16 protein-coding genes and 1 pseudogene are annotated in these 13366 nt (G+C 67.2%); 8 read left to right on the forward strand and 9 right to left on the reverse strand.

Features of this window, described 5'->3' with window-relative positions; genetic code table 11:
- Window positions 1–2: 2 nt before the first annotated feature.
- Window positions 3–1061: a M48 family metallopeptidase gene (locus AB0I14_RS31235; protein WP_358030568.1), complete on the reverse strand. Its 1059-nt coding sequence runs from the start codon at window positions 1059–1061 to the stop codon at window positions 3–5.
- Between the two features lie 79 nt (window positions 1062–1140).
- Entirely contained in the window at window positions 1141–1767 is a 627-nt protein-coding gene (gene ripD / locus AB0I14_RS31240) for an NlpC/P60 family peptidoglycan-binding protein RipD (protein WP_358030571.1), read from the reverse strand.
- A gap of 346 nt (window positions 1768–2113) precedes the next feature.
- Between ripD and tenA the strand changes: the two genes are divergently transcribed.
- A complete protein-coding gene (gene tenA, locus AB0I14_RS31245; RefSeq protein WP_358030574.1) occupies window positions 2114–2797 on the forward strand; it encodes a thiaminase II in 684 nt (227 codons plus the stop codon).
- A 51-nt stretch (window positions 2798–2848) separates the two neighbouring features.
- Here tenA and tpx read toward each other — a convergent pair whose 3' ends face one another.
- Complete coding sequence (gene tpx / locus AB0I14_RS31250; RefSeq protein WP_358030577.1) at window positions 2849–3343, reverse strand: thiol peroxidase; 495 nt, start codon at window positions 3341–3343, stop codon at window positions 2849–2851.
- Window positions 3344–3404: 61 nt separating this feature from the next.
- Between tpx and AB0I14_RS31255 the strand changes: the two genes are divergently transcribed.
- Window positions 3405–4298 (forward strand): aminoglycoside phosphotransferase family protein, encoded by an 894-nt coding sequence (locus AB0I14_RS31255; protein WP_358030622.1) that lies wholly within the window; start codon window positions 3405–3407, stop codon window positions 4296–4298.
- A gap of 4 nt (window positions 4299–4302) precedes the next feature.
- Here the strand turns inward: AB0I14_RS31255 and AB0I14_RS31260 are convergent, their stop codons facing one another.
- Both AB0I14_RS31260 and AB0I14_RS31265 read right to left on the reverse strand, forming a co-directional pair.
- Window positions 4303–4626 carry a hypothetical protein gene (locus tag AB0I14_RS31260; RefSeq protein WP_358030580.1) on the reverse strand — a complete coding sequence of 108 codons (324 nt, stop codon included), beginning with the start codon at window positions 4624–4626 and terminating at the stop codon, window positions 4303–4305.
- A gap of 160 nt (window positions 4627–4786) precedes the next feature.
- Window positions 4787–5752, reverse strand: a complete 966-nt coding sequence (locus tag AB0I14_RS31265; RefSeq protein ID WP_358030583.1) for an o-succinylbenzoate synthase — start codon at window positions 5750–5752, stop codon at window positions 4787–4789.
- A 102-nt stretch (window positions 5753–5854) separates the two neighbouring features.
- Between AB0I14_RS31265 and AB0I14_RS31270 the strand changes: the two genes are divergently transcribed.
- Both AB0I14_RS31270 and AB0I14_RS31275 read left to right on the forward strand, forming a co-directional pair.
- Window positions 5855–6109, forward strand: a complete 255-nt coding sequence (locus AB0I14_RS31270; RefSeq protein ID WP_358030586.1) for a hypothetical protein — start codon at window positions 5855–5857, stop codon at window positions 6107–6109.
- A gap of 18 nt (window positions 6110–6127) precedes the next feature.
- Window positions 6128–6790 (forward strand): MOSC domain-containing protein, encoded by a 663-nt coding sequence (locus tag AB0I14_RS31275; protein WP_358030589.1) that lies wholly within the window; start codon window positions 6128–6130, stop codon window positions 6788–6790.
- A gap of 27 nt (window positions 6791–6817) precedes the next feature.
- On the opposite strand, the gene AB0I14_RS31280 is transcribed toward AB0I14_RS31275, so the two are convergent.
- A complete protein-coding gene (locus tag AB0I14_RS31280) occupies window positions 6818–7471 on the reverse strand; it encodes an HD domain-containing protein (protein WP_358030592.1) in 654 nt (217 codons plus the stop codon).
- A gap of 143 nt (window positions 7472–7614) precedes the next feature.
- Here AB0I14_RS31280 and AB0I14_RS31285 point away from each other — a divergent pair, with 143 nt between their 5' ends.
- Window positions 7615–8586: a GlxA family transcriptional regulator gene (locus tag AB0I14_RS31285; RefSeq protein ID WP_358030595.1), complete on the forward strand. Its 972-nt coding sequence runs from the start codon at window positions 7615–7617 to the stop codon at window positions 8584–8586.
- 8 nt (window positions 8587–8594) lie between these two features.
- Here the strand turns inward: AB0I14_RS31285 and AB0I14_RS31290 are convergent, their stop codons facing one another.
- Both AB0I14_RS31290 and AB0I14_RS31295 read right to left on the reverse strand, forming a co-directional pair.
- The gene (locus AB0I14_RS31290; RefSeq protein ID WP_358030597.1) at window positions 8595–9284 is read right to left on the reverse strand and encodes a GDSL lipase; all 690 of its coding nucleotides are present in this window, start codon (window positions 9282–9284) and stop codon (window positions 8595–8597) included.
- A gap of 155 nt (window positions 9285–9439) precedes the next feature.
- Window positions 9440–10654 carry an acyltransferase gene (locus AB0I14_RS31295; RefSeq protein WP_358030624.1) on the reverse strand — a complete coding sequence of 405 codons (1215 nt, stop codon included), beginning with the start codon at window positions 10652–10654 and terminating at the stop codon, window positions 9440–9442.
- A 400-nt stretch (window positions 10655–11054) separates the two neighbouring features.
- Between AB0I14_RS31295 and AB0I14_RS31300 the strand changes: the two genes are divergently transcribed.
- Window positions 11055–11306, forward strand: a complete 252-nt coding sequence (locus AB0I14_RS31300; RefSeq protein ID WP_358030626.1) for a hypothetical protein — start codon at window positions 11055–11057, stop codon at window positions 11304–11306.
- A gap of 15 nt (window positions 11307–11321) precedes the next feature.
- On the opposite strand, the gene AB0I14_RS31305 is transcribed toward AB0I14_RS31300, so the two are convergent.
- Window positions 11322–11876 (reverse strand): hypothetical protein, encoded by a 555-nt coding sequence (locus AB0I14_RS31305; protein WP_358030600.1) that lies wholly within the window; start codon window positions 11874–11876, stop codon window positions 11322–11324.
- 100 nt (window positions 11877–11976) lie between these two features.
- Between AB0I14_RS31305 and AB0I14_RS31310 the strand changes: the two genes are divergently transcribed.
- Both AB0I14_RS31310 and AB0I14_RS31315 read left to right on the forward strand, forming a co-directional pair.
- Window positions 11977–13137, forward strand: coding sequence for an alkaline phosphatase family protein (locus AB0I14_RS31310; RefSeq protein ID WP_358030628.1), 1161 nt, complete (start codon window positions 11977–11979; stop codon window positions 13135–13137).
- A gap of 47 nt (window positions 13138–13184) precedes the next feature.
- A pseudogene (locus tag AB0I14_RS31315) lies at window positions 13185–13366 on the forward strand (DUF732 domain-containing protein); the annotation flags it as partial.

Consider the following 13366-nt stretch of genomic DNA (forward strand, 5'->3'; position numbering starts at 1 on the left):
CGCTATTCCTCGCCCGGTCCGGTGTTGCGGCGCCACTCGGAGATCTTGCGGCCCATCGAGTCGGCCGCATTCGTCGCGGCCTGCCCCACGCCGTCGACCACACCACCCAAGCCATCCCGGATGCCCCGGATCAACGGGTCATTGGACTGGTCGAACCCGTCCTTGTAATGACGCGCCGCCGCGCTGACGTCATCGGTCCAGCTCGCCGTCGCATCGTCGGCCCGCCGCGGGTAGTTGCCGGCCATGATCGCGCCATAGCCGCCGGTATCGACCCACTTGGTCAGCGCCGCCGCCCGAAGCACCGAGAAGGGATGCGTCTGCAACTCCAGGTTGAGCAGTTTGAGCACCCCATCGCGCATATCGCCGGTCGCGTCATAGTCACGCGCCTGGGCGAGGAACGCCTGCGAGTCGAGCTTGTCGAGGTGACGACCTGCCGCCAACTTCAGCTCCACCCGGATTGCCATGTCGAAGTCCTGTCCGCACAGCAGCCCCGCGCGGTCGCCCGAAAGTTCGGATTTGCGTTGCCATTCCTGCAAGGCGGCGACGATCGCGCGCAGTGCCCAGCCACCGATCGGGATGAAGCCGAACGACGAGGCCAGGCGCAGCACGTGATGGAGCATCGTGCGGTAGACGGCATGACCGCTGAGGGCGTGGCCGAGCTCATGGCCGATGACGAAGCGCATCTCGTCATGCGTCATCAGCTCATACATGCCCGACGTGATGACGATGAACGGGTCCTCCATGCCGATGCAGTACGCATTGGCTTCCGGCGACTGGATGATGAACAACTCCGGGCGCACCTGGGCGTCGAGCACCTGCACGCATTCGTCGAGCAGCGCGTCGAGGTCGGCGAACTGCCGCGGACCCACCCGCGCCGAACTGGCCAGATACAGCAACCGGTGCTTGCGTTCGCGCAACATCCCCGACAGCACCTTGAGGATCTGATCGAACCCCTTGAGCCGGCGCAACGCGGTCAGCGCGGTGCGGTCCGCCGGATGTTCCCAAGCCCGTGAACTGATGTCGGGAAATACGGTCCGCGTGGTTGCCGGTGTCTGTTCCATCGGTGCTGTGCGCCCTTCGTCGTCGACAGCTCAGAGCCTACGGACTACTGAGCCGCCTCGGACGCACGAATATCCGGTGTCAGGCGATGATGCGGACCAGGTAGGGCGTCATGCCCTCGGCGCGGACCGGGGTGACCGCGACCGCGGGCTCGGTGCCCTGGATCATCTGGTTGTTGCCGAGGTAGAGCGCCACACTCTGGGTGCCCTCAGGTCCGTAGAAGATCAGGTCACCGGGCAGCGCCTGGGCGGGCAGCACCTTCTGCCCCACCTTGTACTGCTCACCGGACGACCGCGGCATCTTCACGCCGGCTCCGCCGAACGCGTAGACGATCAGCCCGGAGGCATCGAATCCGACCACGTTCGCCGAGGGATCCGGCGCAACGCCGAAACCCGGGGTCAGTACCGGAGCAACCGGAGCAGTCACCGTGGGCGTCGACAGTCCCGGTGTCAGACCTCCGCCCGCGAGCGGCGGGCTCGCGGGAGCCAGGCCCGGAGCAGGCAGGCTGCGGGCCACACCACGGGTCGGCCCGTTCATGTCCCCGCCCCCATAGCTGAAGGGCACACCGCGCTGTGACATCGCGCGGGCGATCACCAGATCGACATAGCGCTGGTTGCCGGTGGGGCGTTCGATCGGTGCGGCGCCGGCCAGTCCGGGAGCCGCTACCAGAAATGCCAGACCGAACAACAGGGCAAAGGTACGTCTCATCGAACATCAACTCTCTCGACCACCGGAAGGCGACACCGGCCGCTGGTCGTTGTCAGCCGGGTCAACCATTTGTACCCCCGGGCGGTTCGTTTGCCCAATTGGTTTGGGGCGCAGGCTCGATCAGATGCAGGACCGTGACCGAACAGTTACCGCGCACGCTGTTTGCAGCATTTGCGACGGCGCCGGCATACCGTCACCGGCATCGTTCCGCCGGGGTGGATACCGGCCGTGTCGGCAAAGTGCCCGGGGCAGGTCCGATTTGACCACGCCGCCGCGAAAATCGTTGCGGTGCAGGACGCGCGGGGAGGGTGCACCGCGTTTGCGGGCCACCTGACACGATGGTGACATGCATTCCGACGCGCATCCGCAATCCTGGTCGGCCCGGCTCTGGGAGCCGATCGAGCCGACGTTCACCGCGATCCTCGCGCACCCGTTCCTGACCGGCCTGACCGACGGCAGCCTGGACGACGCGGCGTTCGCCCATTACGTGGCACAGGACGTCCACTACCTGCGCGACTACGCCCGCGCGCTGGCCATCGTCGCCGCCAAGGCCCCCACCCTGGCCGACACCGCGATGTTCTCCCGGCATGCCGCCGAGGTCTTCGATGTCGAATTGGGTCTGCACAGCGAACTGCTCCCAGAATTGGGGCTGGATATCGGGACGCTGAACGCGACGCCGGTCGCCCCGACCACACGCGCGTACACGAGCTATCTGCTCGCCGCCGCATACAGCGGCACGTTCGCCGAAGGCTTGGCGGCGGTCCTGCCCTGCTACTGGATCTACGCCCGGGTCGGAGCGGCATTGCTGGAACGCGGTTCGCCCGATCGGCGCTATCAGCGTTGGATCGACAGCTACGGCGGTGACGACTACGCGGCCACCGTTGCCGAGGTACTCGACCTGACGGATCGGCTGGGACCGACACTGGGCGGGGCGGATGAGGCCGCCGCACGAGCCCATTTCGAGGTCACGGCGAGATACGAATGGATGTTCTTCGACGCGGCCCATCGCCGCGAGCAGTGGCCGATCTGACCGCCTGCCGGTCCCTCACCGGCGCGTGGCGCCGGTGAGGGACAGTGACGACTACTGGAGCGCTGCCAGGGCGGCGTCGTAGTTCGGTTCCTGGACGATTTCAGGCACCAGTTCGGTGTAGACCACGTTGCCGTCGGCACCGATGACGACGACGGCGCGGCCCAGCAGACCGGCCATCGGACCGTCGGCCATGGTGATTCCGTAATCCTCACCGAAGCTGTCGCGGAACGCCGACGCGGTCACGACGTTCTCGATCCCCTCTGCTCCGCAGAAGCGGCTGAGCGCGAACGGCAGGTCCTTCGACACGCACAGGACCGTGGTGCCGCCGGCAGCAGCGCGTTCGTTGAAGGCACGCACGCTGGCGGCGCATATCCCGGTGTCGACCGACGGGAAGATGTTCAGCAGCACTGACTTGCCCTGAAACTGGTCGCTGGTGACGGCGCCGAGATCGGTGCCGGTGACCGAGAAGCCGGGGGCCGGGCTACCGACTGCCGGCAGCTCGCCGACCGTGTTGATGGGGTTTCCCTTGAAGGTTATCTGTGCCATGGGGCACAGTCTGTCAAAAGTGGGTGCCGCGCGGGCGGGCCGGGGTGCGACGATGGGCGCGATGATCGATCTGCCCGAGGCGGTGCGCGCGATGGGCACGCGTGGACCGCAGTGGCAGTCGTGGGTCGACGGCTTGCCACGCACGGTCCGGGACCAGTTCGACGAATGGGATCTGAGCGCCGACGGACCTGCTGATCACGGCTATTGCTCGATCGTGCTGCCGGTACGCACCGGAGAGGGTGTGCCCGCGGTGCTCAAGGCAGCCTTCCCCGATGACGAGTCCGAACACGAACACCTCGCGTTGCGACGTTGGGCGGGAGCGGGAGCGGTCCGGTTGCTGCGGGCCGATCCGCACCGGCGGACCATGCTGCTGGAACGGCTGCACCAACGAAATCTCAACGAGCTCTGGGATATTGAGGCGTGTGAGATCGTCGCCGATCTGTACGGCCGGATCCACGTGCCGCCGCTGCCCCAGCTGCGTTCGCTGGCCGAGTACACCTCACGGTGGACGGCCGATCTGGTGCGACTCCCCCGCAACGCCCCGGTTCCGCGTCGACTCGTGGAACAGGCGATCACCCTGGGCGGGGACCTGGCGACCGATACCGGCGTCACCGGCACTCTGATCCACGGCGACCTGCACTACGAGAACGTCCTCGCCGCCGACCGCGAGCCATGGCTGGTGATCGACCCCAAACCGATGAACGGCGACCCGCACTACGAGGTCGCGCCGATGCTGTGGAACCGATGGGATGAGCTGGCGGGTTACGTTCGCGACGGGGTCCGGCGCCGGTTGGCTGCTCTGGTCGACGCCGCCGGCCTGGATCCCGACCGGGCCCGAGCCTGGGTCATCGTACGGATGGTGCACAACGCGATGTGGGAGCTGACCGAAACGCGTGAGCCCGACGCAGACTGGCTCACCCGATGTGTGGCGATCGCCAAGGCCGTACAGGACTGACGCCTCAGATGACCTTGTACGTCAGGTCGTACAGTGCGCCTGCGCCGCTGAACTGCTGGGTGAGCTCTCCCCGCCCCAACTCGTCGGAGCGGATGAATATCGAGCCGACGTCCTCCATCTCGTCGGTACACACGTCTACCTCCCTCAACACGATCTCCAACTGGCCGTCGAACGGCAGCAGTCGGTCCAGATCCACCACATCCCCCTGGCACATCGAGACAGCCTTGAACTGAAACCCATCAGCTCGGCTGATACTGAGCTCGTCGGCTCCACCGGAGTCCTGGGTCCTCACGGCCCGGAGTTCCGACAGCTTCGCGAACAACGACATGGCATCCTCCGTTGGATCTTCCCGTCAGCGGTAGCTGACGAAGTCGATTCTCGAGTTGCCGCCACGTCGCACACATGCGTAGTGCGCTACTTGAATCTGTTCGGCGAGGGTTGCTGCTCCCGGTCCCGTCTTACCTCGCCCGATACGGCATCGGGGCAGTTCACGACCCAGAAATGGCACTCTGCAGGCGCTCGCGCCACCAGGCCAGCCGGGCCGGGTCGGTGACGGCGTACTGCTCGAGTCGGTCGCGCTGCGGCGCCGGCGGCATCGGCGCGACGGGTAGGTAGCCATCCACCGCGACCAGGGAACGCGAATCCGCGACGACGTCGCCGGCGAGAAATCCCCGGGTTCCCAGCTCGCACGCGAACGCCAACTGGGGTAACGCGCCCGCCAGCGCGAGCCCCGCCGCAAGTCCGATGGTCGTCTCCAGCGTCGAGGTGACCACACAGGGCAACCCGCACGACTCGGCGACCCGCAACGCCCGCCGGGCCCCGCCCAACGGTCCGGTCGCGAGCACAGCGATGTCCGCCGCCTCGCCGAGGCGCAAGCCGATCGGGTCGTCGGATTCGCGGATCGACTCACCGGCCGCGATGGGCACCTCGACCCGGCGCCTCACCTGCGCCAGCTCATCGATCGTGGGGCACGGCTGCGCGATGAACTCCAGTCCGCCGACCGCGCGATCGAGAGCAGCGATGGCGGTCACCGCGGTATCCGGATCCCACCGCCCCTTGGCGTCACACCTGAGGACTCCATCGGCGCCGAGCCCGTCGCGCACGGCCCGGACCCGCTCTACGTCCTGGGCCAATCCCCCGACACCCACCTCGACGGTCGCGGTCCGACAACCCGACGCAGCGGCGATCTGGTGTGCCCGTGCGGCGTCGACAGCGGGAATGGTGACCGCGATGGGTACCCGCCCACGCACCGGATCGGGCCAGCCGACGGTTCCCGGCTCGGTGGCCGCCGTGAGCCAGCGGCCCAGCGCGCGCTCGTGCGGCAGCGGGCTGAACTCTCCCCAGCCCTGCGGCCCCTCGATGAGCATTCCCTCGCGAACCGTGAGCCCACCTACCGGCTCGATGGTGGGGATGGCGAACACCGGCGCACGGTCAAAGTCGATCAGGGTCTGCACAACCACGTGACGCTAGCGGACCGAACCGGTCGTCGGCAGGCAACCCGCGGCTTAGACTGCGCCCGTGGGTCCGAAGAGGTGCAGCTCATGAGGAGACGGCCAATGACGAGCGCAGTGTGGCGCGGGGTATTCACGGTGGTGTCGGCCGCGGTGCTGTCGGCCGGGTCGATGGCAGTGGCCACGATCGTGACACCGGCCCCGAGCTCGGCGGCGTGTCCGCCCGGGGAAACCGGAGTCACCAACGGTTGTTCGCCGTTCTGCATACCGGGCAGGCAGCTCGACACCGCGACCGGGCTGTGCCTGCCGGTGCCACCACTGCCGGCGGCTCCGAATGGCGTTGCGACACCGCTCTTCTAAGCCACTACGCTGTGCGGTATGGCGCAGGTACTGACGGTCAACGTGGCTCATCCACGACCCAACACCGCCGAGGGCCGCGCAGTCACCGGCATCGACAAGCGTCCCGTCGGCGGGGCGGTCGCGGTACGCGCGCCGGGCCCGATGCACGGCGGGCTGGGTAGCGGCCTGGTCGGCGACACGATCGGCGACCAGCAGTTCCACGGCGGTGACGACCAGGCGGTGTACGCCTACGCCCGTGAGGACCTCGACAACTGGCAGACCGAGTTGGACCGCGAGATCGCCAACGGTGTGTTCGGCGAGAACCTGACGACGGCGGGTATCGATGTCACCAACGCCGTCATCGGTGAGCGGTGGCGGGTCGGTTCCGACGGGCTCGCACTCGAGGTGTCCCGGCCGCGCATCCCGTGCCGGACGTTCGCCACCTGGTTGCAGATCAACGGGTGGGTGAAAACCTTCACCAGAACCGCGATCCCGGGTGCCTACCTCCGTCTGATCACGCCCGGTTCGGTGTCGGCGGGCGATGAGATCGTGGTGACCGATCGGCCCGACCACGACATCACCATCGGGCTCGTGTTCCGGGCCCTGACCCTGGAACCGGAACTTCTGCCCGAGATCCTGCGCGCCGACGCCCTGCCGGAACCTCTGCGCGAGCTCGCCGAACGACGCTCGAGCCAGGGCTGATCAACCGAAGTCCACCTGCGGGACAGCCTATTCCGGCCAGCTGTTGTTCCGGATGACGTCGACGAAGTCCTCACGCACGAACGAATCATCGAAGTGCGCGAGCACATCGGCGTTGACGGTGCCGAAGGTCGACTCGGGACGTTGCCGCACTCCGTCAGCGAAAGCGTGCAGGATCCGGTTCTTGAAGTCTGGCCGCGGATGCGCCGCGGTGACAGCGCTCAGGACCTCCGGCGCCAGGTCATCGCGGCCGATCCCGAGCACATCGGTCTCGACACCCGCTGTCACCAAGGCGATCTCGGGGTCCAGGAACTCGGGTACCCCCGGGGTGGTGTGCAATGCGATGCCCAGCCACACCCTGCGCGCCGCGGCCTCATCCACCCCGCGCTGCAACAGGAAGTCCCGCGCGGCATCGGCACCGTCGACCTCGAACCGAATTTGCGAGGTCGTGCGGTAATCCTCGGTCAGCCCGATGTCGTGGAACATCGCGCCGACGTACAGCAGTTCCAGATCGGGCCGCAGGCCTCGACGCAGGCCCTGTAGCGCGCCGAAGTAGAACACCCGGCGGGAATGGTGGAACAGCAGGTCGTCCTCGACGTCGCGGATGTATTCGGTGGTCTCCCGCACCAGCGCGGTATCCGGCAGTTCGATCCCGGCGATTGTGTCGGCGGTTGACGTTGCCATGTCGAATCCCCTTGTCTCATAATGGGTTTACCTGGCTCGGCACTCTGGATGCGCTTCGCTGTGATCCCAGTCTGCGTCGTGGCCACCAGATAGACCCATGTCCGATGAGCCATCTTTCCCACAAAAAGCGACACAATGGGGTGATGGCAGAGGTTGTGGGGCCACGGGAGATCGTGTTCGTCGTCTTCGATGGGATGAAACTGCTGGATGCCGCCGGGCCCGCCGAGGTTTTCGCCGAGGCCAACCGGTTCGGCGCCGACTATCGTCTGCGGTTCGCCTCGGTGGACGGCGCCGATGTCACCACCTCGATCGGCACCGTCTTCGCAGTGACCGGTCGCATCGCGGAGGTCGACGGCGTAGACACCGTATTGGTCTCCGGCGGAGACGATCTGGTGGGCCGGCCGATCGATCCCGGTCTGGTGACGGCGCTGCGAGACCTGCCCACCAAGACCCGGCGCCTGGCCTCGATCTGCACCGGGTCTTTCATCCTGGCCAAGGCCGGACTGCTCGACGGCCGCCGGGCCACCACGCATTGGAGGCACGCACGCCTACTGGCGCGGGCCTATCCTACGATTTCGGTCGAACCCGACGCCATCTTCATCCGCGACGGGGACATCTACACCTCAGCCGGCGTGTCGGCCGGTATCGACCTGGCGCTGGCCCTGGTGGAGTCTGACCACGGGGCCGATCTGGTGCGCAATGTCGCGAGATCGCTGGTCGTGTATCTCAAGCGCGCCGGCGGCCAGTCGCAGTTCTCCACCCTGGTCGAGGCGGATGCTCCGGCACAGTCGGCGTTACGACGCGTCACCGACACGATCGGGGCCGACCCTACCGCTGACCACAGCGTGAAAAGTCTTGCCGCACTGGCCTCTCTGAGCACACGGCAGCTGACGCGGCTGTTCCAGGCCGAGCTGGGCACCACACCCGCGCGCTATGTCGAGATGGTACGGATCGATGTCGCCCGAGCCGCCCTCGATGCCGGACGCCAGGTCGGAGACACGGCCCGGCTGGCCGGGTTCGGGAGCGCCGAGACCCTGCGGCGGGTGTTCACCAATCACCTCGGGGTGTCACCGAAGGCCTACCGGGACCGGTTTCGCACCACGTCCAGCGGCTGAGCCCGCGCTCAGATCCAGCGCGGAAGCTCCTTACCGATCAGCGGTGCAATCTTGTCCGCCATGTAGGCGTGGCCGGCGTCGGTCGGGTGGATGCCGTCGGCCCCGATCAACTCCGGGTTGTCGAAGAACCAGCGCTCGGCGATCGGATCGACGAACGTCGCCCCCACCTGCCGCGCCTGATCCCGCAGGATGTCACGAACACCGAACAGATTCGGCGGCACATCGGCGTTCACCCACGGCGGCCCGATCACCAGCATCCGCGCGGTGGGGGCCGCCTGCCGTGCCATCGTCAGGGCATCGTGGCTCAACCGGGTGACCGCACCCAGGTCAGCGTCCTTGTCGTTGCGCGACCCGAAGAAGACGATCAACGCGTCGTCAGGCTGTACCGCCCTCGGAGTCAGGTCGGCGAAGACGCTGCCACGGTTGCCGCGCGCCTCATAGCCGGCGCCGCCCTCGGCCACCACATCGGCGTCCACCTGTACACCGCGTTGCGCCAGTTTCTGCCAGGCCAGCGGCGCCCAGTTCCTCGGTCCCATGCCGCCCTCGGCGAGCATGCCCGTGGTGTAGGAGTCCCCGATCACCGCGATGTGGCTGATCTGGGGATCCAGTCCTGAGGTGATGAAGCGCTGCTGAGGAGCCTGCGCGAACAGCCCGACCAGAAGGCCGAGTGAGACGATGAAAGTGGTCAGACGACTCACTGCAACCTCCACTGCCGGCGAGACACAATTCGTCTCGGACCGCGATACCGGGACAGCCTATTGTGTGAACCTCGGCCGTAGATAGGCGGTCGGTGACACAGCGATAACAAGGGCATAACAACCTGTCGCGCAGCGGGTTTGGATGGTTACAACGGTCAGCCCGCGCGGGCCGAAACCTCGTCGGACCGGTCCGCGGACTCGGTGTCGATCCGGTGCAGTTTCTTGTTCGTCTGGTCGACCGGCCGGATGTCGACCATCCTGCGCATCCAGCGTCTGGCCGGCTCTTCCACGAGGTGATACAGCGCGATCGCGCCGATCAGTGAGATCGCGAACAGGCCGAGAAGGGTCGCCTTACCCGAGAGCGTGGGTGTCAGGGTCAGCTCGAATTGCCTGGTGGTCCAGATCCAGGCGGTATGGACCAACTCGTGCACCATGTACAGGCCGAACGAGATTTGTCCGCCGTAGACCAGCAGGCGGGTGGACAGCAACGCCGGCAGGCTGCCGACGCCGACCGCCAGGGCCACAACCTGCGGTACGAAGAGGATGTCGACCATGCCGCCGGCATCGCCGACGGTGTTCAGCGGGTGCTTGTCGAAGAAGTACAGTCCGCCGACAATGGCGGCGCCCAACAAGATCGCGAGGTAGCCCGCACCCTTCTGGGTCCGATCCGTCAGGTGCAGCTTGCGTACCGCCGCACATGCCAGTGCGCCGGCGGTGAACTGCATGACGATCCGGGGCAGCCAGCTCCACGGGGTGTAGAAGTGGCCGGTGGCCATCAACAGCACGACCGGTGGCACTGCGGCGGCGATGGCCAGCAGGACCAGACTGCGCGCCCGGGTGGCGCGGGCGATCCGGAAGATGACCAGGATCAGCGCTCCGAACAGCAGGTAGGCCAACCACTCGGCGCTGATCGACCACGCCGGCCCATCCCAGCTCGAGCCGTCGAAGTAGGGCTGGAACCACAGTTGGACCAGGAACAGCTGCCGCACATAGCTGACGGCGTTGTAACCACTCGTGTCCTCGGGTGGGATATGCCCGACGTTGAGGGTGAAGATCAGCCACAGTGCGGCCAGGTGGAGCGTGACGAGGTACACCGGCCACACCCTCGACAACCGCAGCCACAAGAAGTGCAACGTGGCCCGCGTGGACCAGGTCGGCCCCATCCGGTCGATGTAGTTCCAGGTCAGGACGAATCCGCTGAGGATGAAGAACAGGTCGACGCCCTGTGCGCCGCGGTCGAGCACGGGGGCCAGCGCTTCGGTGACGTCAGGTGCCACCTGGTGGAGCAGAGGCCGGAAGTGGAAGAGAACCACCCACACCGCTGCAACGATGCGCAGTCCCGTCAGAGCCTTGATCTCTGCGCCGCGCACAACACCCTTTTCCGTATCCACATCCACTGAGCTGATTCGTCACGCTTCCGCCGCGGCCGGCCGGGCGGATCGGCCCGCGATTCGCGCAATCGGCAGCTCTCGCAGACTAGCAGCGCGCCGATGCAGGTCGCGCTCCCCGCGCGGTGTGCACTTCCTGGACGACACGCCAGGGTGCGCGAATGCCGGTTCGGGCGATCTTGTGCAGCAAAGCATTTGGCGAGGTCGACGTCCTCGCCAGATCGTCGCGCTCACCGACAATGCGGCGTGTCCGATTCCTGGCAGCCCGCTCGGTGGGCCGATAGGCTCGAGTCACGTGATCTCTGTGGGGAGGTTTGAGATGACCAGCATCATCGGCCGCTGCGCCGCAGGCATCGGCGCCGTACTGGCACCGTTCGGTCTGATGGCAGTGGTTACGGTCGCCACACCGGCAGTCAGCTGGGCCGACTGTGGGGCCGGAGAATGGTGGGATCCGGTGGCGAATGTGTGCCGCCCGCCGGTCGTACCACTGGAATGCGAGAACGGCGCGTGGTGGGACCCGGTAGCCAATAACTGTCGCCCGCCGGTGGTGTCGCCACCGGCCATGTGCGACAACGGCTGGTGGTGGGACCCGGTCGGCAATGCCTGCCGGCCGCCGCTGATTCCGCCGGGCTGATCACCGGCCGAGCGGTCAGGGCAGCGGTACCTGCGACCCGTCGTAGTTGCGCGCGTTGTTGTTGAGGGTGTCCATCCAGGCGCGAAGCTTGGCTTGGCCGACGAGCGCCGGGATGGCGCCGTTGGCCGGGGTGTCGGGAACGGCGTCGGTTGGCTGCCACGGCTGGCAACCGCTCGTCTTGAATGCCTTGTCAGTGGCGTCGATCGTGACGACCTGCGGCTTCTTGCTGAACGCGTTGTCGATGATGTCGCCACCGTGCAGATCTGCCATCCGCTTCCAGTAGCAGGTGCCGCCCTCGACCGGTCCGGCCGTGGCGTAGTTGCCCGGCTGGATATCGGTACCGACGACGAAGAGGCCGTCGTGGTCAATCGCCTTCCCGGCAGCGGGGGCCGCGGGCGCCGCCTCGGCGGGCCCCGGGGGCGGACCGGGCGCCTGGACGGGACCCGGGGGCGGGCCCGGTGCGGGGACGGGAGCCGGCGCGTCCGGATCGGCGCTGGCGATGCCACTGAACGCCCCGCCTGCAGACACCACCAGGGCGGCAGCGAGGATCACGGCTTTCATCGGCTTCATGAAAACCCAGCGTACCGGGTACGGCGGAGTGGTCGGGCACGCTTGGGCCGAGGTCTGCGTCGGCAAAACCCGCCGACGTGATCTGTGGCACGCTCGCGGTGTGGAGCCTGCGCGTCCCCATCCTGATGCACCCCACCTGGCCGATGTGGTCCCGTCGGTGCTCGCCGCGATGGGAGCACCCGGGTTCGATGCGCGGATCCGCTGGCCCGGCCCGATCCGCGGAGCATGCGTTCTGCTGATCGACGGACTCGGCGCCGATCTACTGGCCGCGCACGCCGCCGATGCGCCGGTCCTCACCGCCATGTCGGACAAGTCGGCCAATCAGACACTGCACGTCGGGTTCCCGTCCACCACGGCAGCGGGACTGGCGGCGATCGGCACCGGATACCGCTCGGGTGAGCACGGATTTGTCGGCTACTCGTTCCGGGTTCCCGAGGCCGGCCCGGAATTCGATGTGATCAACGCGCTGCGGTGGCGCCCCCACCCGTGGGGACCCGACCTTCGCGACCGTGTCGTGCCCGAACAGATCCAACCGTTGCCCACCACGTTCGAACGGGCCGGTGCGGCCGGGTTCGAGGTCTCCGTCGTATCGGGCGCCGAGTACGCCGGTTCCGGACTGACCCGGGCGCTGCTGCGCGGCGGACGTTACGTCGGCGTGCATGCGCTCGGCGATCTCGCTGCCGAGGTCATCGCGGCCGTCGCAGGCAGCGGCTTCTGTTACGGATACCACCCCGACCTCGACATGACGGGCCACCTGCACGGGCCCGGGTCCCCGGCCTGGCGGATGCAGTTGCGGCAGGTCGACCGCCTGGTGGAGTCGGTGCTGGAGGCCTTGCCGTCGGAATGCCTGCTGACCGTGGTGGCCGACCACGGCATGGTCGCAGTCGACCCGGCGGCGGCGGTGGACATCGACGGGTGCGACGCACTCCGCGACGGGGTGGTCGCCGTCGGCGGCGAAGCCCGCGCCCGGCACGTCTACACCGCTGCCGGTGCGGCCGACGACGTGCTCACCGCGTGGCGCACCGGCCTGGGAGATTCGGCGTGGGTGATGTCTCGGGACGAGGCCATCGCGGAGGGTTGGTTCGGACCTCGCGTACGTGACGACGTCCGGTCCCGAATCGGCGATGTCGTCGCCGCCGCACGCGGCTCAGCCGCGTTGCTGAGACGCCATGCCGAACCTCTGGAGTCAGCTTTGATCGGCCATCACGGTTCGCTGACGCACGCCGAGCAGTATGTCCCACTGCTGTCGGTGATCGGGTGATCGAACCGCACAACCGAAACAGGCTTAGATGGGCTAAGATTCACCGCATGAAGCTTGCAGGGCTGGCAGTGATCGGTGCCGCGGCGGCAATCGCCTTCGCCGCTCCCGCACATGCCGAGATTGATACTGATTTCGCCAATGAGCTGCACACATTCGGTATCTACGGGCAGCGTGACTACAACGCCTGGATCGCCAAGATCATGTGCAAGCGCCTACACAACGGCGTCGA

The organism is Mycobacterium sp. NPDC050441 (assembly GCF_040655355.1).
Classification (GTDB): domain Bacteria; phylum Actinomycetota; class Actinomycetes; order Mycobacteriales; family Mycobacteriaceae; genus Mycobacterium.